This window comes from Streptomyces sp. NPDC088197, from assembly GCF_044741185.1.
In the GTDB taxonomy this organism is placed as follows: Bacteria; Actinomycetota; Actinomycetes; order Streptomycetales; family Streptomycetaceae; genus Actinacidiphila.
The window spans coordinates 22,335-44,114 of sequence record NZ_JBIUSD010000017.1 but is presented as its reverse complement, the minus strand read 5'-3'; the positions used below and the strand labels follow the sequence as shown (position 1 = coordinate 44,114).

Annotated in this window: 17 protein-coding genes; 5 read left to right on the top strand and 12 right to left on the bottom strand. The window is 72.5% G+C overall.

The genetic code is table 11. The annotated features are described in order from the left end of the window. Positions 1-207: 207 nt before the first annotated feature. The 4 genes from msrB to ACIOC1_RS30125 all read right to left on the bottom strand — a co-directional run bounded on the left by msrB (position 208) and on the right by ACIOC1_RS30125 (position 3,785). A complete protein-coding gene (msrB, locus tag ACIOC1_RS30140) occupies positions 208-612 on the bottom strand; it encodes a peptide-methionine (R)-S-oxide reductase MsrB (RefSeq protein ID WP_401857078.1) in 405 nt (134 codons plus the stop codon). A gap of 10 nt (positions 613-622) precedes the next feature. Then, positions 623-2,017 carry a UDP-N-acetylmuramate--L-alanine ligase gene (murC, locus tag ACIOC1_RS30135; protein WP_401857076.1) on the bottom strand — a complete coding sequence of 465 codons (1,395 nt, stop codon included), beginning with the start codon at positions 2,015-2,017 and terminating at the stop codon, positions 623-625. 328 nt (positions 2,018-2,345) lie between these two features. Then, positions 2,346-2,813, bottom strand: coding sequence for an indole-3-glycerol phosphate synthase (locus ACIOC1_RS30130; RefSeq protein WP_355338685.1), 468 nt, complete (start codon positions 2,811-2,813; stop codon positions 2,346-2,348). A 210-nt stretch (positions 2,814-3,023) separates the two neighbouring features. Then, on the bottom strand, positions 3,024-3,785 hold the full coding sequence (locus tag ACIOC1_RS30125; RefSeq protein WP_401857073.1) for a pyrimidine reductase family protein: 762 nt from the start codon (positions 3,783-3,785) through the stop codon (positions 3,024-3,026). 181 nt (positions 3,786-3,966) lie between these two features. Here ACIOC1_RS30125 and zapE point away from each other — a divergent pair, with 181 nt between their 5' ends. Together zapE and ACIOC1_RS30115 are read left to right on the top strand one after the other, a co-directional pair. Next, on the top strand, positions 3,967-5,004 hold the full coding sequence (gene zapE, locus ACIOC1_RS30120; RefSeq protein ID WP_391163888.1) for a cell division protein ZapE: 1,038 nt from the start codon (positions 3,967-3,969) through the stop codon (positions 5,002-5,004). 19 nt (positions 5,005-5,023) lie between these two features. Next, the gene (locus tag ACIOC1_RS30115; RefSeq protein ID WP_391163889.1) at positions 5,024-5,992 is read left to right on the top strand and encodes a PPK2 family polyphosphate kinase; all 969 of its coding nucleotides are present in this window, start codon (positions 5,024-5,026) and stop codon (positions 5,990-5,992) included. 16 nt (positions 5,993-6,008) lie between these two features. Here the strand turns inward: ACIOC1_RS30115 and ACIOC1_RS30110 are convergent, their stop codons facing one another. The 5 genes from ACIOC1_RS30110 to glgX form a co-directional block, all read right to left on the bottom strand. After that, positions 6,009-6,161, bottom strand: coding sequence for a hypothetical protein (locus ACIOC1_RS30110; protein WP_223186409.1), 153 nt, complete (start codon positions 6,159-6,161; stop codon positions 6,009-6,011). Further along, positions 6,158-7,924, bottom strand: coding sequence for a malto-oligosyltrehalose trehalohydrolase (gene treZ / locus ACIOC1_RS30105; protein ID WP_401312187.1), 1,767 nt, complete (start codon positions 7,922-7,924; stop codon positions 6,158-6,160). Before treZ ends, ACIOC1_RS30110 begins: the two co-directional genes overlap by 4 nt. Positions 7,925-8,176: 252 nt before the next feature. Continuing rightward, complete coding sequence (locus ACIOC1_RS30100) at positions 8,177-9,139, bottom strand: GNAT family N-acetyltransferase (protein ID WP_401857070.1); 963 nt, start codon at positions 9,137-9,139, stop codon at positions 8,177-8,179. Between the two features lie 287 nt (positions 9,140-9,426). Continuing rightward, a complete protein-coding gene (gene treY, locus ACIOC1_RS30095) occupies positions 9,427-11,949 on the bottom strand; it encodes a malto-oligosyltrehalose synthase (protein WP_401857068.1) in 2,523 nt (840 codons plus the stop codon). Positions 11,950-12,155: 206 nt separating this feature from the next. After that, on the bottom strand, positions 12,156-14,294 hold the full coding sequence (gene glgX / locus ACIOC1_RS30090; protein ID WP_355338705.1) for a glycogen debranching protein GlgX: 2,139 nt from the start codon (positions 14,292-14,294) through the stop codon (positions 12,156-12,158). A 275-nt stretch (positions 14,295-14,569) separates the two neighbouring features. Between glgX and ACIOC1_RS30085 the strand changes: the two genes are divergently transcribed. Next, a complete protein-coding gene (locus ACIOC1_RS30085; RefSeq protein WP_355338811.1) occupies positions 14,570-15,799 on the top strand; it encodes an SAV2148 family HEPN domain-containing protein in 1,230 nt (409 codons plus the stop codon). A 125-nt stretch (positions 15,800-15,924) separates the two neighbouring features. Next, positions 15,925-16,635 carry an exonuclease domain-containing protein gene (locus tag ACIOC1_RS30080; RefSeq protein ID WP_391048729.1) on the top strand — a complete coding sequence of 237 codons (711 nt, stop codon included), beginning with the start codon at positions 15,925-15,927 and terminating at the stop codon, positions 16,633-16,635. 169 nt (positions 16,636-16,804) lie between these two features. Here ACIOC1_RS30080 and ACIOC1_RS30075 read toward each other — a convergent pair whose 3' ends face one another. Continuing rightward, positions 16,805-17,671: an aminoglycoside phosphotransferase family protein gene (locus ACIOC1_RS30075; protein ID WP_401857065.1), complete on the bottom strand. Its 867-nt coding sequence runs from the start codon at positions 17,669-17,671 to the stop codon at positions 16,805-16,807. 342 nt (positions 17,672-18,013) lie between these two features. On the opposite strand from ACIOC1_RS30075, the gene ACIOC1_RS30070 reads away from it, so the two are divergent. Then, positions 18,014-18,235: an STAS domain-containing protein gene (locus ACIOC1_RS30070; protein WP_188280389.1), complete on the top strand. Its 222-nt coding sequence runs from the start codon at positions 18,014-18,016 to the stop codon at positions 18,233-18,235. Here the strand turns inward: ACIOC1_RS30070 and ACIOC1_RS30065 are convergent. Beyond that, positions 18,194-19,216 (bottom strand): sigma-70 family RNA polymerase sigma factor, encoded by a 1,023-nt coding sequence (locus ACIOC1_RS30065; RefSeq protein WP_401857166.1) that lies wholly within the window; start codon positions 19,214-19,216, stop codon positions 18,194-18,196. The genes ACIOC1_RS30070 and ACIOC1_RS30065 overlap by 42 nt on opposite strands. Positions 19,217-19,462: 246 nt before the next feature. Further along, positions 19,463-21,712: an MMPL family transporter gene (locus tag ACIOC1_RS30060; RefSeq protein ID WP_401857164.1), complete on the bottom strand. Its 2,250-nt coding sequence runs from the start codon at positions 21,710-21,712 to the stop codon at positions 19,463-19,465. Positions 21,713-21,780 lie beyond the last annotated feature (68 nt).

Genomic DNA, 21,780 nt, shown 5'->3' with positions numbered 1-21,780 from the left:
AGTTCCTCGCGCCCCTTCGGGGCCCGTTCCGTCTGTGGGGACAGTGCCCCGCCGTCGTGGCCGGCCGCGCAGTTCCTCCCCCAGCCTTCGGCCGGGAGGTGCCCCCAGCGCCGCTTCGGGGCCCGTTCCGCCGCGGGGGCTGGTCGCGCGTCCCCGCGGCGCTGAAAGGCTGCCCCCCGCCGGAGGCGCACGGCCCCCCCGGAGGGGTTACTCCGTGGGGGTCAAGGTCAGGGAGATGGAGTTGATGCAGTAGCGCTGGTCGGTCGGTGTGCCGTAGCCCTCGCCTTCGAAGACGTGGCCCAGGTGGGAGCCGCAGCGGGCGCAGCGGACCTCGACGCGGATCATCCCGAGGGTGCGGTCCTCGATGAGTTCGACGGCGTCGGTGTCGGCAGGGTCGTAGAAGGAGGGCCAGCCGCAGTGGGACTCGAATTTGGTGTCGGAGCGGAAGAGCTCGGCACCGCAGGCACGGCAGGCGTAGACGCCGGTCGTCTTCGTGTCGGTGTACTCGCCGACGAAGGGCCGCTCGGTACCGGCTTTGCGCAGGACCGCGTACTCCTCCGGCGACAGCTCGGCGCGCCACTGCTCGTCGGACTTGCTGACTTCGTAGGACATGGAGGTCTCCTCAGCTGCCGAGGCGGGCGAGAATCAGGGGACCGAGGTCGGTCACGTCGCCCGCGCCCATGGTGAGAACGAGATCACCCGGCTTCGCCATTCCTGCGACCACGTCCGGTACCGCCTGCTTGTCGTGTTCCGCGGTCACGTCGGCGCCCGCCGCGCGGGCCGCGTCGATGATGAGTGCGCTGGTCACACCGGGGATCGGGTCCTCGCGGGCCGGGTAGATGTCGAGGACGACGGAGGCGTCGGCGAGGGCGAGGGCGGCGCCCATCTCGGTGGCCAGCTCGCGGGTGCGGCTGAAGAGGTGCGGCTGGAAGACGACCAGGACGCGGGCGTCCCCGGCGGCGCCGCGGATCGCCTCCAGGTCGGCGGCCATCTCGGTCGGGTGGTGGGCGTAGGAGTCGATGACCTGGACGCCCGCCGCCTCGCCCTTGAGCTGGAGGCGCCGCTTGACGCCGGTGTACTTCGCGAGGGCCGAGGCCAGATTCCGGGTCGGGGCGCCGATCGCGGTGCCCGCGGCGAGCGCGGCGACGGCGTTGTGCGCGTAGTGGCGGCCCGGCACGGAGACGGTGAAGGTCAGCGGGCGGCCGTCGATGACGACGGTGACCTCGCTGGTCAGCCCGCGCGGGTTGACCTTCGTGATGCGTACGTCGGCGGTCTCGGCCTCGCCGACCGTCACGATCGTCAGACCGCCGATGTCCCGTACCCGCTTCGTCAGCTCGACGGCGCCCGGCTGGTCGGCGGAGATCACCAGTGTGCCGCCGGGGCGGATCTTCCCCACGAAGGTCTCGAAGGAGTCGTAGATCTCGTCCATCGAGGCGTAGTTGGCGTGGTGGTCGAGCTCCACGTTGAGGATGATCGCGACCTCGGGCGCGTACGTGTGGAAGCTGCGGTCGCTCTCGTCGGCCTCCGCGACGAAGATCTCGCCGCCGCCGTGGTGCGCGTTCGAGCCGGGCGCGTCCAGGTCGCCGCCGATCGCGTACGACGGCTCGCTGCCGAGCGCCGTCAGCGCGACCGCCAGCATCGAGGTGGTGGTGGTCTTGCCATGGGTGCCCGCGACCGCGATCGGCCGGGTGCCCTCCATCAGCGCGGCCAGCGCGTCACTGCGGTGCACGACGGGGACGCCGCGCTCGCGGGCCGCCGCCAGCTCCGGATTCTCCGGGCGGATCGCGCTGGAGACGACCACCGAGGTGGCGTCCTGCGCCAGGTGCGCCGCGTCGTGGCCGATGTGCACGGTCACGCCGAGCGCGCGCAGCGCGCCCGCCGTCTCCGACTCACGTGAGTCACTGCCCGCCACCCGCGCCCCGCGCTGCGCGAGGATCTTCGCGATCCCCGACATTCCGGCGCCGCCGATGCCGATGAAGTGCGGTCGGTCCATGGCGGGGGGAACGGACGGGCTCATACGGAGGTCTCCCGGAGATGTGCGTGGTTCGTTTATTGACCGGGTCCTGATTCTCGCACCTCCGGGCGCGCGGACGACTCTGCCCGCGCACCCGTGGCACCTTCCGCCGGCGCTGCCCGCGCGCCCGTGGCACCGCGCGCCGACCCTGACCGCGCGCCCATGACACCCCCCGCCCGGCGAGACGTTTCTGCAAGGGGTGCCCGGGACACACGACGCCCGAGCCGCCGGGCGGCGCGGCGCCGCCTCATCGCGCTCGCCGCCTCATCGCGCCCTGCGGCTCATCGCGCCCTGCGGCTCATCGCGCTCGGCGCCTCATCGCGCGCTGCGCCTAATCGTGCTCGGCGAAGAGCTTCAGCACCGGCACCCCCACCTTGTGCCGCGCCCGCGACGTCCAGTCGCGGTGGAAGAACTCCTCCACGAAGTGCGGCGCGGTGAGCACGATGACCTCGTCGGCGTTGGTCTCCTCGACGACCGTGCGCAGCAGGTCGAGCGGGTGCTTGTCGACGATCCGGCCCACCGCCTCCGCGCCGGAGGCGCGCAGCGCCTCCAGGGAGTGCGCCAGGGCCCGCTCCGCGACCGGGGTGGCGTCGTCGCCCTCCGGCTCGCGGTCCTCGTGCGCGGCGTCATCCAGATAGCCGAGCGCCACGTCGTCCACGGCCCGCAACAGCCGGTCCTGGTCGCCGCGTGGCTGCATGAGCACGACGAAGGAGACCTGCTCGTCGCCGTGGAGAGAGGTGACGAGCTCCACGTCGGCCGGTGCGAGCGGCTTCTCGATCATGAGTACGGTCGTGAACACGGACGCGTCCTTCTTTCTCGTGCTTCGTCGGGGCCACCGGGCCGGCGTTGGAACAATCCTGCCCCGATCTTCGCGGGGCACTCGGGTAAGTGTTCCCGCGCGGAGCAAAACGGAACGAGGGAATCCGCTTTTTTCGGTCGCGGTTCCACCGTGCGGCGCGCCGCTGGTCAGGTGGGTGGCATGAGGGGTGTCGGTGGGACGGTCGGGCGGTCAGGCCCGGACGTAACGGGTGAACAGGAAGCCGTCCTCCTCCAGGACGGAGCGCGGGACGAGGCGGGCCGGGCCCGGAACGTCGGGGCCGTGCATGATCCGGGGCGCGTCGCCGCCCCCGAGCACCGGGGCGACGGTCAGGCACAGTTCGTCCAGCGTGCCGGCCGCGGCGAACTGCGCGAGGACCCGCGGGCCGCCCTCGTGGAGCAGCCGCGTGTGGCCCAGCGCGGCCAACTCGCGCACCGCGCGGACCGGGTCGACGCCTTCGCCGTCGCCCGCGACGACCACATGGGCGCCCGCCGCGCGGGCGGCGGCGGCACGGTCGGCGGGCGGCGACGCGCCGGTCAGCACCAGGGTGGGGGTGACCGGCGCGGTGAACAGCGGTGTCGTGAAGTCCAGATCGAGTCCGCGGCTGATCACCGCGACGGCGGCGGCCGGGGTCTGGCCGTCCGCCGCCCTGCGCGCCGCGAACACCTCACGGGCCCTCGCGGGCCGGTAGCCCTCCAGGCGAACCGTTTCCGCACCCACCAGCACCACGTCGGCCAGCGCGCGGAGCACGCCGAAGACCCGCATGTCCGCCTCCGACGACAGCGGCGCCGACCTGCCGTCGTACCGGGCCGCGCCGTCCAGCGACGACACCATGTTGGCCCGGAGGTACGGGCCCGCTCCCCGTTCGGGGTACGCGTACGCGTCCGCCAGACCGAGCGGTGTCTCCAGCCCGGCCGAATCGTTCGCTCCCGCTACGGGATAGAGCCGTCGCATCCCCGAAGTCTCCCACGCCGCGCCGCTACGGGCCGGTCGGCGCCCTCGGCCCGCCGCTCCCGTACGCGTGGGGTCGGACACATGCCGGCGGGGGCGGAACCGGGAGGCACTACGCTGGTGAGCTGTGTCGACCTCTGTCGTTTCGTCTGGGAGTGCCGCGATAGGCGGCGATGGCGGGCCCGTGTCACTCAGCGCGCGCACGCCGCATGTGCCGGTGGAGCGATTGGTGGCGGAGATGGTGCCGCCGCCGCGGTTCGACGGCGTCAGGTTCGAGACCTACGTGCCCGACCCGAATCAGCCCAGCCAGGCCGCGGCCGTACGGGCCCTGGCCGGTTTCGCGGCGTCGCTGACGGCCGCGCCGACGCCCAAGCGGTGGTTCCGGCGGGAGGCGCCCGCGCCCGGCGGCCCCGGCGGGGTCTACCTCGACGGCGGTTACGGCGTCGGCAAGACCCACCTGCTGGCGTCGCTGTGGCACGCCACCCCGGCGCCCGCCGAGCGCAAGGCGTTCGGCACGTTCGTGGAGCTGACCAATCTGGTCGGCGCCCTCGGCTTCCAGCACGCGGTGGCGGCGCTCAGCGACCACCGGCTGGTCTGCATCGACGAGTTCGAACTGGACGACCCGGGCGACACGGTGCTGGTGTCCACGCTCCTCGGCAAGCTCGCCGACGCGGGCGTACGGCTGGCGGCGACGTCGAACACGCTGCCCGGCAAGCTCGGCGAGGGCCGCTTCGCCTCCGCCGACTTCATGCGGGAGATCCAGGGCCTGTCCGCCCGCTTCACCAGCCTGCGGATCGACGGCGAGGACTACCGGCACCGCGGCCTGCCCGAGGCGCCGACCCCGCACACCGACGAGCAGGTCACCGCCGCCGCGGCCGTCACACCCGGCGCCGCGCTCGACGACTTCGGCGCGCTGGCCGCGCACCTGGCCACCGTCCACCCCAGCCGCTACGGCGCGCTCTGCGACGGCGTCGGCGCCGTCTTCCTGCGCGGCGTGGAACCCGTCACCGACCAGGCGACCGCGCTGCGCCTGGTGGTGCTCGCCGACCGGCTCTACGACCGCGAGATCCCCGTCTTGGCCTCCGGCGTGCCCTTCGACCGCGTCTTCGGCCAGGACATGCTGGCGGGCGGCTACCGCAAGAAGTACTTCCGCGCCGTCTCCCGGCTCACCGCGCTCGCGCGGGACGCCGAGAAGCTGACCGGCACTGGCGGAGACCGCTGATCCGGCGCAGGATCGGTGCATGGCCAAGAGCGGGAGCAAGGGCAAGGGCAAGCACGGCGCCGAGCACGCGCACGTGGACCGGCACGCGCACGAGGACGGCCGGGGCGGCAAGCACGCCGACGCCGCCGCCAAGAAGGCGCAGAAGGACCCGGGCCTGCGCTCCCTGCTGCGCGTGCCGCCCGGCGGCGGACCGGTCAACCTGCGGGCGTACGACCCCTCCGCGACCCCCGGCGGCCCGCGCGACAAGGCGACGGCCCTGGCCGCGACCGCGGAACTGCGCGCCCGGCTGGCCGAGCTCCAGGAACGGCTGTGGGCGCAGAGCACCGCGGGCGACCCGCACTGCGTGCTGCTGGTGCTCCAGGGCATGGACACCTCGGGCAAGGGCGGCACCGTCAAGCACGTGTCCTCCGGGCTGAACCCGTCGGGCATCCGCGTCACCGCGTTCAAGGCGCCCACCGAGGAGGAGCGCCAGCACCCCTTCCTGTGGCGCATCCGCCGCGCGCTGCCCCGCCCCGGCGAGCTGGGCGTCTTCGACCGTTCACACTACGAGGACGTGCTCATCGCCCGCGTGCGCGACCTCGTGCCGCGCGCCACCTGGAGCCGCCGCTACAGCGTCATCAACCGCTTCGAGCAGTCGCTCGCCGACGACGGCGTCACCGTCGTCAAGGTCTTCCTGCACATCAGCTACGACAAGCAGCGCGAGCGGCTGCTGAAGCGGCTCGACAACCCGGACAAGCACTGGAAGTTCAACCCCGGTGACATCAGCGAGCGCGCCCTGTGGCCCGCGTACCAGAAGGCGTACGAGGTGGCCCTGGAGCGCTGCTCGACCGACGCCGCGCCCTGGCACGTCGTGCCGTCCGACCGCAAGTGGTACCGGAACTGGGCGGTCGCCAAGCTGCTCCTCGAACACCTCGAACTGATCGACCCGGCCTATCCGAAGGCCGACTTCGACATCGAGGAGAACCGCGTCGCGCTCCTCAAGACCTGACCCGCGTGCCCCGGTCCTAGCCGGAGCACGCGGTGCGCTGCGCCTCCTGCCACTCGCACACCGGGCAGTACGTCGCGCCGCGCGTGCTCGCCGGATACTCGGTCGGCTCGCCGCACAGCACGCAGTCCGCGAGGGCTTCCGCGTCGGGCGTCGGGGTCGTCTGTGTCACCCGTTCACCGTAACGCGGGCGCGCAGCACGGCGGCCCCCCGGGGCGGAAGCTGGACGGCCGCGTCCGGGCCCGGCAGCACCTTGCACGACGGCCGGGCCAGCACCACCTCGCACGGCACGTCCAGCGGCACCCGCGCGGGCGCGTCGGAGAAGTTCACGACCGTACGGAAGGGGCCGCGGGCCAGCCGCAGCGTCCGGCCGCCCGCGGTCGCCGCGACCGTGTCGAGCTGGGGATCGGTCAGGGCGGGCTCCGACCTGCGCAGCGCGATCAGCCCGCGGTACCACTCCAGCAGCTCGCGGTGCCCCGCCTTGTCCGGCTCGGCCCAGTCCAGGCACGAGCGGTCCCGGGTCGCGTGGTCCTGCGGATCGGGCACGTCCTCCTCCGCCCAGCCGTGGTCGGCGAATTCGCGGCGCCGCCCGCGCGTGATGGCCGCGCCCAGCTCCGGGTCGTCGTGGTCGGTGAAGAACTGCCAGGGCGTGCCCGCGCCCCACTCCTCGCCCATGAAGAGCATCGGGGTGAACGGCGAGGTCAGGACGAGGGCCGCGGCCACGGTGAGCTGGTCAGGGGTGAGCCGGTCGCCGGTCGCGCGGTTGCCGATCTGGTCGTGCGTCTGCGCGTAGCCCAGCAGCCGGTGGGCGGGCGCGGCGGCCCGGTCCAGCGGGCGGCCGTGGTGCCGGCCGCGGAAGGAGGACCAACTGCCGTCGTGGAAGAAGCCCCCGGTGAGCGTCTTGGCCACCGCGGCGGGCCCGGCGGCGGCGAAATCCGCGTAATAGCCCTGCGCCTCACCGGTGACGGCCGCGTGCAGGGCGTGGTGGAAGTCGTCGCTCCACTGGGCGTGCAGTCCGAGGCCGCCCGCCTGGCGCGGGGCCGTCGTCCGCGGGTCGTTCAGATCGGACTCGGCGATCAGGAACAGCGGGCGGCCGAGCGCGGCTGACAGCCCGTCCACGGCCGTCGACAGCTCCTCGAGGAAGTGCAGGGCGCGCGTGTCCACCAGCGCGTGGACGGCGTCGAGCCGCAGCCCGTCGAGCCGGTAGTCGCGCAGCCACGACAGCGCGCTGCCGATCAGGAAGTCCCGCACCTCGTCGGAGCCGGGCGCGTCCAGATTGACCGCGTCGCCCCAGGGGGTGTGGTGCCGGTCGGTGAAGTACGGGCCGAACGGCGGCAGATGGTTGCCCGACGGGCCCAGGTGGTTGTGGACCACGTCGAGGACGACGCCCAGGCACTGCTTGTGCGCCGCGTCGACAAATCGCTTCATTCCCTCGGGGCCGCCGTACGGCTCGTGCACCGCCCACAGCGACACGCCCTCGTACCCCCAGCCGTTGGTGCCGGGGAACGGGCACACCGGCATCAGCTCGATGTGCGTGATGCCCAGCCGGGCCAGGTGCGGCAGCCGCTCGATCGCCGCGTCGAAGGTGCCCTCGGGGGTGAAGGTGCCGACGTGCAGTTCGTAGACCACCGCGCCGGGCAGCGCGCGGCCCGGCCACGGCACCGTCCAGGCGAACGCGTCGTGGTCGACGACGGCGCTCGGCCCGTCCGGGCCCTCCGGCTGGCGGCGCGAGCGCGGATCGGGCAGCGGCGGACCGCCGTCGAGCAGATACGCGTACCGCGTGCCCGGCCCGGCGGACACCTCCGCGCGCCACCAGCCGGCCCGCGCCGGGTCGGGGCCGAGGCCGTGCCGTGTGCGGTCGTCGATCAGGATCTCCACCTGCTGGGCATCCGGCGCCCACACCTCGAACAGCACCCACGGCTCCCGTCTCGTCATCCGGTTCGTTCAGCGTCTTCGGTCTTCCGCGCGGCGGTCTTCCGCGCGGAAGTTCTCCGTACAGCGGTTTTCTGTACGGCGGTACGGCGGTCTTCTGTACGGCAGTCTTCTGTACGGCGGTCTTCTGTACGGGCGCCCCCGAGGCCGTTCCTCGCGGATGCCCGGGGGCCGTGGCCGCGCCACGGACCCCGGGCACATGCATGCCCACGGAACGGCCTCCCGCATCACCGCGAGCGGATCAGCGGGGGAACATCACACTGCGTCGGGGACGAAGTCGATCCGCTCCTGAACGATCGGATACCCCGCCTTCGCGAAATTCCGCGCCATCGGGACGTTCGTCCGGTCGGTGGCCGCCGCGACCTTGACCGCGCCGCGGTCGACCAGGTCGTGAGTGCACTCGACCAGCAGGTCGTACGAGTAACCACGGCCCCGCTGCTCGGGCACCACGGCGATGAAGCCGATGCACGGGCCGGCCGGATTGCGCGCGGGCACGTGCAGCCCGGCCACCTCGCCGTCCGGGGTGTACGCCACCCGCCGCCAGTCGGCGGGCGAGGGGAACCAGTCGAAGAAGCCGATGGTCTCGTCGAGGGCGGCCTCCAGGCCCTGTTCGGCGATCATCCGGCGGTCGTGGGCGTCGAGGGTGCCCTCCATGATGCGGGCCATGACGGCCCGGAAGGCGGTGTCGTCCGGCTCGGGCCGGTACTCAAGACGCCCGGTGCGCGGCGGCAGCGGGCAGTCCGCCGTCCACTCGTAGCGGTACCGCTCGACCAACTCGCGCAGCCCCGCGGCCTCGACGGCCGCCGCGCGGCTCCGCGCCGCCGCCGTCACGTCGGGGCGCTCGCGCCAGTCGGGCGGCAGCAGCAGGCTGTACTCGGTGTTCAGGGGCGCGGCGCGCAGCAGTGCGGTGGCCGCCTCGGCTTCGCCCTCGGCGAAGTCGAACCAGTCCAGGGCCAGCGGCTCGCTGTCCTCGGGCTTGGCCCACCACGCGGCCCGCGCGACGACCTTCGCACCGCGCAGCGCGACCCACGACCACTCGGGCCGGTACTCGCCGCCCGCGTCGAGGGTCGCGAAGGACTGGCCGAGCAGGGCGCGGCCGACGAACGCGTCGCCGGTGCCGGTGCCGGTGCCGGTGCGCGTGCCGGATGCCGTCTCGGCAAGGGAGTTGAACAGGGCGGACTCGCCCGCGACCAGCGGGCGGAAAACCAGATCGGACATGGTGAAGCGATTCCTTCGGGAGTTCGACGGAGCGCTCCCGGGACCATCTCCCCGTGGATCTACGGACGCCCTGCGGAGGGGCGGGAGCGCGGCACAGTGATGTACGTCATCGCTCTCGCCTCCTTCTCGTCCGGTCATGGGCGTGATCAGCACCCTAGGCGGGCGACGGCCGACAAGGCCACCGGTTTTACGCGGCGGCCTTGTCGGGATGTCGACGCGGGTGCGCGGGAGCGAGCGGGGGCGGCTCAGCCCGCCGGGCTCACCTCTCCGGGCTCACCTCTCCGCGCTCACCTCTCCGGGGTCAGCAGGGCCACAGGGCTGCGGCCCAGCAGTTCGGCCAGCGGGGCCGCGCCCTCGTACGTCCCGCCGCCCAGGCGGTCGTGCCAGCGGCCCGGAGGGAGCGGCAGCGACGCCTCGCGCCAGCCGCCCGCCGCGGCGAGGCGGGCGGAGAGCCGGGTGACGACGGTGAGGGCGGAGCCGCCGCGCAGGAAGGCGAGGCAGTGGTCACCGGCAGGACCCTGCGCGACGAGGGGGATGTACGAGGCGGTGGGGCCGTACCACTCGGGGCGGTCGCGCCGCAGCCGGAGCGCCACCGCGGTCAGGCGCAGCTTGGCCTCGTCGAAGGAGCCCGGCGCGGCGCCGTCCAGCAGGCGGTCCAGGGTGCGGTCGACGCCGAACCGCTGGGTCCCGCCGACCGGCCCGTTCATGGGGCCGCGGTTGTCCGGGTCGACCAGGGTGTACACCGGGAATTCGGTGTTCTGGTAGACGTCGGGCACCCCCGGCATCGTCAGGTGCACCAGCGCCGCGCCGAGCGCGTTGGCATCGGCGTACGGGGCGAGGGAGTTGACGAATTCGCCCACGTCGTAGACGCCCGCGCCGCACGGGCCCTGCTCGGTGAAGTCGGTGACGGCCTTCTCGTACGCCTCGTCCTGCTCGGTCCACGAGGTGTGCAGGCCCGCCTCGCGGACCGCCTTGAGGGCGGCGGGCACCAGCCGGTCCGGGTGGCAGAAGCCGAGGCCGACGCCGGTCTGGAAGACGGTGTACGCGGTGTGCCGGTCGGGCGCGGGCGCGTCGCCTGACCGCTCGGCGCGGGCCTCGCGGGCGCCCATCCACTCCCGCCAGGCGTCGGGGAGTTCGGACAGGACGGCCAGTCGCAACCGCAGGTCGGCGCTGCGCTTGGTGTCGTGCGTGGACAGGACGGTGCCGGTACCGGGGTGGTCGCGCTGAATCCGCGCGCAATAGGCGTGGAATTCCTCCGGGGCCGTCGCCGGATGCGCCGGGCTGCGGCCGACCTCGCACAGCGACAGCAGCGGCGAGTAGCGGTAGAAGGCGGTGTCCTCGACGGACTTGGCGTGCAGCGCGGAGGCGACCTGCGCGAAGCGGACGGCGAAGTCGTCGGCGTCCTCACCGGGCACCGTCGCGTCCTCGGCCGGGCGGCCGAGCGCAAGGTCGCGCAGCAGGCCGATCGCCGGGGCGAGCCGCCCGTCGGCGCTTTCCGCCGCACTGGAGGCGGCCTCGGTCACCATCAGGGTGTCGCCGGGCGTCGCCGGGGTGCCGGGGCGTACGTACGGGCGGTACACCGGGATACGGACCAGCAGCTCGCGCAGCGCCTCCTCCAGCACGGACGTCGCATAGGGCGCCGTGTAAGGGTCGGTCTCCTGGCGCTCGGCTGTTACCGGCCCGACCGCCCCCTCGGTCCCGCCGCCCGTGCCGGGGCCCTGCGCCCGCTGCGCGCTCGCCGCGAGGCGGGAGACCTCCGCGGCGAGGTCGTGGCCGACGATGCGGTGGGCGGCGCGCCGCGCGGTCGGCTCCCACCGGCCGCCGCGGCTGTCCTCGACGCCGGTGAACTCCCGATAGAAGCCGGTCACTTCGGCGACGCCCGCCGGGTCGGTGAACAGCCCGTCGATCCGGTCGAGCGCGTCGTACCCGGTGGTGCCCGCGCACGCCCAGTCGGCGGGCAGCGCCTCGTCCCGCTGGAGGATCTTCTCCACCACCGTCCACCGCCCCTCGCTGGCCTCGGCCAGGCGGCGCAGATAGCCCGCCGGGTCGGCGAGGCCGTCCGGGTGGTCGATCCGCAGCCCGTCGGCGACGCCTTCGCGCAGCAGCCGCAGCACGGTCGCGTGGGTGGCCTCGAAGACGTCCTGCCGCTCGACGCGGACCGCGATCAGGTCGGAGATCGTGAAGAAGCGGCGGTAGTTCAGCTCGGTGCGGGCCTGCCGCCAGTACGCCAGCCGGTACCACTGCGCCTCCACCAGTTCCGGCAGCGGCAGATTCTCCGTGCCCGGCCGCAGCGGGAACCGGTGGTCGTAGTAGCGCAGCACCTCGCCGCCCGCGCGCTTGTCGGAGACCACCGAGAGCTGCCCGAGGACGTCGGGCAGGGGGTCGCCCAGCACGGGCAGCAGCACCTTGCCGCCCAGCGCGGCCCAGTCGATGTCGAACCAGTCGGCGTACGCGGAGCCGGGACCGTCGCGCAGCACCTCCCACAGCGGGCCGTTGAGGTGTTCGGGCGCGGGCACCGCCATGTGGTTGGGGACGATGTCCAGGATCAGGCCGAGGCCGTGCTCGCGGGCGGTGTGCGACAGTGCCCGCAGGCCCTGCTCGCCGCCCAGCTCCTCGCGTACCCGCGAGTGGTCCACCACGTCGTAGCCGTGGGTGGAGCCGGGCACCGCTTCGAGGATCGGCGACAGATGCAGGTGCGAGACGCCGAGCGAGGCCAGGTACGGCACGTGCGCGGCGGTGTCGGCGAAGGTGAAGCCGGGCTGCACCTGCACCCGGTAGGTGGCGGAGGGCGTCACGGGAAGTCCGGTCATGAGGTCTTCTCTACCCCGGATTCGGCCGTGAAGCGGCCGAACGCGCCCGGGTCTCCCCGGACGCCGTCCGTATCGCCGAAAGCGGCCCGTCCTTCCCCGTGGCAGGCCGGCCGCGCCGCCGACCCGCGGGCCACCTGCCGCGCCGCCGACCCGCGGGCCACCGGCCGCGCCGCCTTACGCGGAGCACGTGTCGCGCCGCCGGGCCGCTACAGCGCCGGGCGCTGGAGCACCACCATGCTGCGGTCGGCCAGCTCCACCCGGTCCCCGGCCTGTACGCGCTGGCCGGTGCCCGGCGGGACGCCCCCGGCCAACTGGGTGTCCACCACGAGCTGCCACTCCAAGCCGTGGTTGACCGGGACCACGAACTCCTGCGGCTTCGGCGCCGCGTTGACCATCAGCAGGAACGAGTCGTCGGTGACCGGCTCGCCGCGCGGCCCCGGTTCGGAGATCGCGTTGCCGTTGAGGAAGACCGACATCGACCTGGCGTGCGCCGCCTGCCAGTCGCGCTGCGCCATCTCCTGCCCCTCGGGCGTGAACCAGGCGATGTCCGACAGTTCGTCGTGCGTGCCCTCGACCGGCCGCCCGTGGAAGAAGCGCCGCCGCCTGAACACGGCGTGGTCGCGCCGCAGCCACACCATCGTGCGCAGGAACTCGTGCAACTGCTGCGCCTCGTCGTTCGGCCCGCCGTCGTCCGGCTTGCCGGGCCAGGACACCCACGCCAGTTCGTTGTCCTGGCAGTAGACGTTGTTGTTGCCCTTCTGGGTGCGGCCGAACTCGTCGCCGTGCGAGATCATCGGCACGCCCTGCGAGAGCATCAGCGTGGCGAGGAAGTTGCGCATCTGCCGCCCGCGCAGCGACCGCACCTTCTCGTCCTCCGTCGGCCCCTCCGTACCGCAGTTCCACGACCGGTTGAAGCTCTCGCCGTCACGGTTGTTCTCGCCGTTGGCGTCGTTGTGCTTGTCGTTGTACGACACCAGGTCGCGCAGCGTGAAACCGTCGTGGCAGGTGACGAAGTTGACCGAGGCCAACGGGCGGCGGCCGTCGTCCTGGTAGAGGTCGGAGGAACCGGTCAGCCGGGAGCCGAACTCGGCCAGCGTGGCGCTCTCGCCGCGCCACAGGTCCCGTACCGTGTCGCGGAACTTCCCGTTCCACTCGGTCCACAGGGGCGGGAAGTTGCCCACCTGGTAGCCGCCCTCGCCGACGTCCCACGGCTCGGCGATCAGCTTCACCTGCGAGACCACCGGGTCCTGCTGGACCAGGTCGAAGAAGGACGAGAGCCGGTCCACCTCGTGGAACTGCCGGGCCAGCGTGGCCGCGAGGTCGAAGCGGAAGCCGTCCACGTGCATCTCGGTGACCCAGTAGCGCAGGCTGTCCATGATGAGCTGGAGGACGTGCGGGCTGCGCATCAGCAGGCTGTTGCCGGTGCCCGTGGTGTCCGTGTAGTACCGCTTGTCGCCGCCGAGCCGGTAGTACGAGGCGTTGTCCAGGCCGCGCAGCGACAGCGTCGGCCCGAGGTGGCTCCCCTCGGCCGTGTGGTTGTAGACCACGTCCAGGATCACCTCGATCCCGGCCCGGTGCAGCGCGCGGACCGCCGTCTTGAACTCCAGCACCTGCTGCCCGCGGTCACCCAGCGAGCAGTACGAATGGTGCGGCGCGAAAAAGCCGATGGTGTTGTAACCCCAGTAGTTCGCGAGGCCCGCGTCCACCAGACGGTGGTCCTGGATGAACTGATGCACCGGCATCAGTTCCAGTGTCGTCACCCCGAGTTCCACCAGATGGCCGATCACCGCCGGGTGAGCCAGCGCCGCGTAGGTGCCGCGGATCTCCTCCGGCAGACCCGGGTGAGTCATCGTCAGGCCCTTGACGTGGGCCTCGTAGATGATGGTCTTGTGATAATCGATCCGCGGGGCGCGGTCGTCGGCCCAGTCGAAGTACGGATTCACCACGACGGACGTCATGGTGTGCGGGGCGGAGTCCAGATCGTTGCGCGAGTCGGGCTGTCCGAAGCGGTAGCCGTAGACGGCCTCGTCCCAGTCGATGCTGCCGCTCATCGCCTTGGCGTACGGGTCGAGGAGCAGCTTCGCGGAGTTGCAGCGGTGGCCGCGGGGCGGGTCGTAGGGCCCGTGCACCCGGAAGCCGTACCGCTGACCCGGCATCACCCCCGGCAGGTAGGCGTGCCGTACGAAGGCGTCCGCCTCGCGCAGCTCGACGGCCGTCTCCGACCCGTCGTCGTGCAGCAGGCACAGCTCGATACGGGACGCCACCTCGGAGAAGACGGCGAAGTTGGTGCCCGCGCCGTCGAAGGTGGCACCCAGGGGGTACGACTGACCCGGCCAGACTTGCATCTCGTGACTCTTCCACTCCCGGACCGGGAGAGCGCGGACCGATTCCGCGCACCCGGCCAGCTTCGTTGCCGAATTCGTTGCCGAGAGTGCATCCTCCCACCTGGTCCACCCGAGGGTGACAAAGCCACAACAGCCAGCTACCGCAAGGGTGATGAGCTTGTCCGGTAGTAGTCAAGTAGGGTCAACAGGGCTGCGGGGCACCCTGCACCGCAGTACCCTTCCTTGATCGTGGACGGGGGTGGGAGGCGGGTGGCGTGGAGACGTCCGGAGGTCTGATGCTCCCGGGTGGTGGAGATCAGGAGGACCGTCAGGTCGCGGACGGTGCCGCCGCCGAGGCGGTGCAGAGCGCGGTCACCCTCGCCCAGCCGCTGGAGATCGGAGCGGAGCTGGACTGGGGCGCGGAAGCCTGGTCGGAGGTACGCACCCGCGCCACGCGCGCCGGGCGGGCCTACGTATGGCTCAACCTCGTGGAACAGCGCCTGCGCGCCGTCGTCAACGCGGTGCTGCGCCCGATCTACGAGCCCGTGCACGGCGAGGAGTGGGTGGTCGCCGCGGCGGGCCCGGCCGGGCACGAATGGGTGCAACGGGCCGTCGCCGTACGGGAAGTGAGCCGCCGTAAGGGCTTCCTGCTCGACCCCGCCGACGACAATGTGCTCAGCTTTCTGACGCTGCCCCAGCTCCGCGAACTGGTCGTCCAGCACTGGCCGTGCTTCGAGCCGTACTTCGACGACCGCCGCGACCTCGAACTCGCCCTGGACGAGCTGGAGGTGGCCCGGCACGTCGTCTCGCGCAACCGGGCGCTGTCCAGGACCGTCCTGGACCAGGCCGAGCGGGCCGCCGCCAAGCTGCTGGAGCTGCTGGGCGCGGGACCCGCCCGTACGGCCGCGCAGCGGCTGCCGGTGGACGCCGTCGAGGACCTGGTCGCCGACCGCTACTCCGACGTCATCGGCGTCTACCCGGACCGCGTGCGGCTGCAACGGCAGCTCCCCGTCGAGGACTTGTTCTCCGGCGCGCGCCGGCTCGACGCGATAGGCATCGGCCTCAATCTGCTGGTGCAGAACTACTCGGGGCGGCGCCTGGTGCGGCTTGCCGAGTCCGGCTGCCGGGTCAGACTGCTCTTCCTCAACCCCGCGAGCAGTACGGTCCGCCGCCGCGAGCGGGAACTGGGCCTGGGGCGCGGTGAGCTGGCCAGGTCGGTCGAGATGAACATCATGCACATGCGCCGGGTGCGGGCCCGGCTGCGGGACCCCGACGCCTTCGAGATCCGGGTCTTCGACGAGACCCCGCGCTTCACCGCGTACCTCGTCGACGGCGACACCGGCGACGGCCTGGCCGTCGTGCAGTCCTATCTGCGGCGGGCCCGCGGCATGGAGGTGCCGGTGCTGCTGCTGCGCGGCGGGTCCCGGCAGGTGGTCGCCGAGGAAGGGCCCGCGGAACACGGGCTCTTCGAGGTCTACCGCGAGGAGTTCGAGGGCATCTGGACGGATTCCCGTCCCGTGTCGTGACCTCCGGGGGAGGGGCGGGGACGCCCCGGGAAACGGAACCCCGCCGTCCGGCGCTGTCAGTGGTCCGCGCGATGATGGCAGGGCACACGGGGGTTACGGGGAAATGGGTGGGAAGGATGCTCGCCATGGCATGGCATGAGGAGCTGTTGGTCGGGTTCGACCTGGAGACGACGGGGACGGATCCGCGCCAGGCGCGGATCGTGACCGCGGCGGTCACCGAGGTGAAGGACGGGGAGCCGGTACGGCACCGGGCGTGGCTGGCCAATCCCGGCGTCGCCATTCCCGAGGAGACCACCGCCATCCACGGCATAAGCACCGCCCGCGCGGCGGCCGAGGGGCGCCCGGCGCCGGAGGTCGTCGCCGAGATCGCCGACGCCCTGCGGGGGTACTGGGCGGCCGGGGTGCCCGTCGTCGTCTACAACGCGCCCTTCGATCTCACCCTGCTGGACGAGGAGTTGCGGCGGTACGCGCTGCCGCCGCTGGCCGTTCCCGGGGCCCGCCCGGGGCCCGTGCTCGACCCGCTGGTGATGGACCGCGCCCTCGACAAGTACCGGCGCGGCAAGCGCACCCTGGAGGCCGCCTGCGGCGTCTACGGTGTCGTCCTCGACGGCGCGCACGAAGCGGGCGCCGACGCCCTCGCCGCCGTCCGCGTCGCCCGCGCCCTCGCCGCCCGCTACCCCCAGGTCGCCGACGCCGACCTCTGGGACCTCTACGACGAGCAGCGCGGCTGGTACGCCGACTGGGCCGAGGACTTCGCCTCCTGGCTCCGCCGCAAGGGGTCTGCCGACGCCTCCACCATCGACCGCGCCTGGCCGCTGCGCGTCTCCGCCGCCTGACCCCTCCGGGGCCGGTCACCCGCCGTCCCGCGGCCCGCCGCTGCGGCGGATCGAAGAGGCGCCGCCTCTTCGGCTCACCTGTGCGTCGCGGTCAACTGGGGGCCGTGCAAGGGGTGATGGGGTGGGGGAAGGCGGCGCCTTCCTTGAAGGCCGCCGCGGTGGGGCGGGGTCAGAAGGAGTACCAGCGGACGGTGGGGTCGGCGGCTCTCAGCGAAGCGACACGTCGGCGGAATTCGTTGAGGGCGGCCGGGCTGGCGGGGGCGTGCTGGGCGACCCAGGCGCAACTGGCGGTCTCGCGGGCACCGCGCAGGACGGTGATGCCGGGCCACTCGGTGACGTCCCAGCCATAGGCGGCGGTGAAGGCGTCGTACGCCGCCGCGGGCACCCCGTAGCGGTCACGGCTGAGCGCCTGGACGACGAGGTCGTGCTCGCGCAGGTCGGAGGAGAAGGTCTCCAGGTCGACCAGGACCGGCCCGTCGGGCCCGATGTGCACGTTGCGCGGCAGCGCGTCCCCGTGGATCGGCCCGCGCTCCAGGTGCGGTACGAGCTCGGCCGCGGCGGTCGCGAAACCGTCGCGCCGATTGCGCAGATACGCGGCGTCCGCCGGATCGATCGCGTCCCCGGCCAGCCGCAGCCAGCGCTCGACCCCGCCGAGCAGCTCACGCGGCGGCAGCCCGAAGTCCGGCTCGGGCAGCGCGTGCACGAGCAGCAGCAGCGGCGCCACATCGGCGGGCTCCGCGGGCCGCAGCGGCTCGGGCAGCCGCTGCCAGTACGTGATCGGGTGGCCGTCCACCAGCCGCACCTCGGACTCCGCCGAGCGCACGGCGGGCACATCGTGCTTGGCCAGCCAGTCGGCGGTGCGCACCTCGCGCCGGGCCCGCTCCAGCAGATCGGCGCTGCGGCCGACCTTGATCACCAGACGCCCGGCGGCGTAGACCGCGTTCTCGCCGAAGGCGAGCAGCTCGGCCTCGTGATGCCCGGCGGCATCCAGCACCGCCCGCGCCCGCTCCCGCGTGAACACCCTCGTGTCCGCCATGCCGAAACCCGAACCCTTCGCCGAATCGCCCGCAGTCCCGAATCGTCCACTGTCCCGTACCGCCGCGCCCGCCCGCGCCCTCCCCGTACGCCCCCGCCGTGTCACGCGCCGCCCCACCGACGTGCCGCTTTCCGTACCGCATATGCCGACAGCATCGGTCAACGGCGCGGAACTAGGCCAGTGTCGCATCCGCGCGCCCCCTGAACGCGCGTCACCGGCTGAGAATGCGCCGTGAATACGCCCGAATACGTCGGGCGCGCAGCGATGAATCCTGGCCGCCCGGCCGGTCGGTATCCATGAAGGCCCGTCCGGGGGCCAGGTCCAGGAGAGGCGGAGAAGACTGTGACGGCGGCACCCGGCCCGACGGAACCCCTGGTCGTGGACGTGACCGGGCTCCCCGGCGGCGCGCCCGGCACCATCGGCGCGCTCGCCCGGCTGGGGCTGGCCGCGCACAGGACCGGGCACACCGTGCGGTTGCGCGGCGCCACCGCGGAACTCCGCGAATTGCTCGAACTCGCCGGGCTAGCGGGGCAGTTCGAGTGGGAGGCCGAAAAGCGGGAATAGGTGCGCGGTGTCGAGGAACGCGTTGATGCCGGTGATCCGGCCGTCGGTGATCTCCAGCACCTGGAGCGCCCACGGGTGGTGGCCGCCCTCCGGGCCGTTCGACCGGTACTGCCCGAAGCCGGGCGATCCGTTCGCCCACACCGGCAGCAGCCGGGAGTCCTTGCACTCGACACCGGTGCCGAGGAACCAGTCGCGTATGTCCTGGTGACCCTGGAGCCACAGGGCGTACGGCGGCATGGACAGCGTGACGTCCTCGTGCAGCAGGGCGGTCAGCGAATCGAGGTCGTAGCGCTCGAAGGCGTCCACATAGCGCGCGAGCAGCTTCTCCTGCGCCTCGTCCATCGGCGCGGCGGCGGCCTTGGCGTAGTCGGTCCCCGCCGTGCTCACCCCGGCCTCGCTGAGCGTGGCGCGGGCGCGCTGCAACGCGCTGTTGACCGACGCCACCGTCGTACCGAGCAGCTCCGCGGTCTCGCTGGCCTTCCAGGCCAGCACCTCGCGCAGGATCAGAACGGCCCGCTGCCGGGCGGGCAGGTGCTGGAGGGCGGCGACGAAGGCCAGCTTGATCGTCTCGCGGGAGACCACGACATCGGCCGGGTCGCCGGAGGACGGCAGGGCGCGGACGTCGGGTACCGGCTCGATCCAGACGCTCTCCGGGGAGGCGGCGGGCAGCGTCGCGTCGGCGTGCGACGCGGGGGACAGGTCCATCGGGCGGGCCCGGCGCTTGCCCGCGTTGAGACTGTCCAGGCACACATTGGTCGCGATCCGGTACAGCCAGGAGCGGAACGAGGCCCGCCCCTCGAAGCCGCGCTGCCCGCGCCAGGCGCGGACCAGCGTCTCCTGCACGGCGTCCTCGGCCTCGAACACCGAGCCGAGCATGCGGTAGCAGTAGCCGGTCAGCTCTGCCCGGTGCTCCTCAAGACGGAGCTCCACCTCGTCGGCAGCCAGGGCGGTACCGCTCCCGGCGCTTTCGCTCTCTCTCACGGTCACGCTTTCCACACTAGGCCCGCCCACTGACAACGAGCCCGGAAAAGGGGCCCGGAACACCGCCCGGAACGCGCCGGAGCCCCCGTCCCGGGCGGGACAGGGGCTCCGTGACCTGCGGAGAAACGCGGGATCCGAATTTTCCGAGGTAATTTTCGCGCCGGGCCGAGGCGGGCCGGGCCGGGCCGGGAACAGGTCCCGGGGCCCTTCCCGGCCCCCGGCCGGGGATCAGGCCCCGGCCGGGGATCAGACCCGGTCGGGCACCTGGTCCCGGTACGGCTCCTCCGGCAGCGCGACGACCGGCGGCGGGGCCAGGGTCGACTCGTCGTGCGTCATGTCGGGCAGCCGGTGCATCCAGCGCGGCAGGTACCAGTTGCGCTCGCCGAGCAGGCTCATCACGGCCGGGAGCAGCACCCCGCGGATGACGGTCGCGTCGATCAGCACCGCGAAGGCCAGGCCGACACCCATCTGCTTCATGCTCTGCATGGACAGCGTCCCGAAGATCGCGAACACGGCGACCATGATGACGGCGGCGCTGGTCACGACGCCCGCGGTGGTGGTGATGCCGTGCTCGATCGCGCCGCGGGTGCTCATCCCGCGCACCTTGGCCTCGCGGATCCGGGAGACCACGAACACGTGGTAGTCCATGCTCAGCCCGAACAGGATCACGAAGAGGAACAGCGGCAGCCAGGCCACCACCGCGCCCGTACCGGTGGCGCCCACCAGCGACGCGCCCCAGCCGTGCTGGAAGACCGCGGACAGGATGCCGTAGGCCGCGCCCACCGAGAGCAGATTCAGCACGATCGAGGTCAGCGCGATGGTCAGCGACCTGAAGGACAGCAGCATCAGCAGGAAGGCGAAGACGGTCACGAAGGCGAAGACCGGCAGCACACTGCTGGTGATCTTGGCCGTGAAGTCCATCGACCCGGCCGTCCCGCCGGTCACCGGCGCCTGGAGGCCGTCGACCTTGCCGAGCGTGTCGGGCCGTACGTGGTCGCGCAGCGTCCGCACGTTGTCCTGGGCCTTGGCGCGGTCGCTGCCGCCGGCCAGCGGTACGTCGATCTGGGCGACGTTCTGCGCGGCGTGCACGGTCAGGGTGACCGGGCCCTTGCTGGCGCCCGAGGACACGGCCTCGGCGCGGAAGGCGGCGATGGCCTTCTTGACCGCCGGGGCGTTGATGTCGTCGGCCTTGACGACCACGTTGGCCTGGTCGGGACCGCCGGGGAACGCCTCGTTGATGTGCTCGTAGGTCTGGATGATCGGCAGCTTGCTGCCCAGTTCCTGCGGCATCGACAGATTCGCGGTCTTCATGCCGAACGCGGGGAGCGCGATGACCAGCAGCGCGCCGCCCGCCATCACCGTGGCGGTCTTGGGGTGGCTCAGCACCGGGCCCAGGACGGTCTTCCAGAAGCGGCTGCTGGGGTTGGCGGCGCGCCGGGCGGTGTTCTTCCGGCCGCGGTTCAGGAACGGGATGCGGCCCTTCTCGACCCGGTGGCCGAGCAGCGACAGCAGCGCGGGCAGCACGGTGACCGAACCGAACATCGCGATGGCGACGACGATCATCGTGGCCAGGCCCATCGCCTTGAAGTCACCGATGCCGGTGAAGAGCATGCCCGCCATGGCCACGATCACGGTGATGCCGGAGATCAGGATGGCCCGCCCCGAGGTGGCCGCCGCGATCTTGATCGCGGTCTGTCCGTCGTGCCCCGCGGCCCGCTCCTCACGCTCGCGGCGCAGGTAGAACAGGCAGTAGTCGACGCCGACGGCCAGGCCGACCAGCAGCATCACGGAGTTGGCGGTGTCGCTCATCGGGATGATGTGGCTGACCATCGCCACCACACCGCCCGCGGCCATGAACGCCGTCATCGCCAGCGCCACCGGCAGCAGCGCCGCGACCAGCGCGCCGAACGCGATCAGCAGGATGCCCAGTGCCACGGGCACGGCGGAGAACTCGGCGGTCTTGAAGTCGCTGCCGAAGGCGTCGTTGAGCACCTTCCCGCCGCTCGCGTCGCCGAATTCCTCGATCCGCAAATCCGTGTGCTGCGACTGGACCTTCTTCACCGCGTCCATGACCGGCTGCACCTTGTCGGGCGCGTCGTCCGCCAGGCCGAGCATGTCGAAGCGGACCAGCGCCGAACGCCGGTCGGCGGAGACGGCCTTGGTGTCATAGGGCGAGGTGACCGCGGTGACCTTGCCCGTGCCCTTGACCGCGGTCATCACCTCGGCGACCGCGGTGCGGAAGGCCGGGTCGGTCGCGTGACCCGAGCCCTTGGCCTGGATCAGCACCATCTCGCCCGCCGCGCTCTTGAGCCCGGCGTTCTCCTTGATCGTGGCGGCCTGGTTGATCTCGCCGGACATCGACTTGTCCTGGTCGAGGTCGACCCGGCCCGCCGACTGTCCGACGAACATCGCCAGGATGACGAAGAGCAGCCACCCGCCCACCGCCGCCCAGCGGTGCCGGGCGCTCCAACCGCCCATAGCCGCCGCGATGCCCATCCTGCTGCCGTGTGCGCCTGAGCGACTCACGGTGTCCCCCTTGAAGGATCGTCATGGGTGGCGGCCTG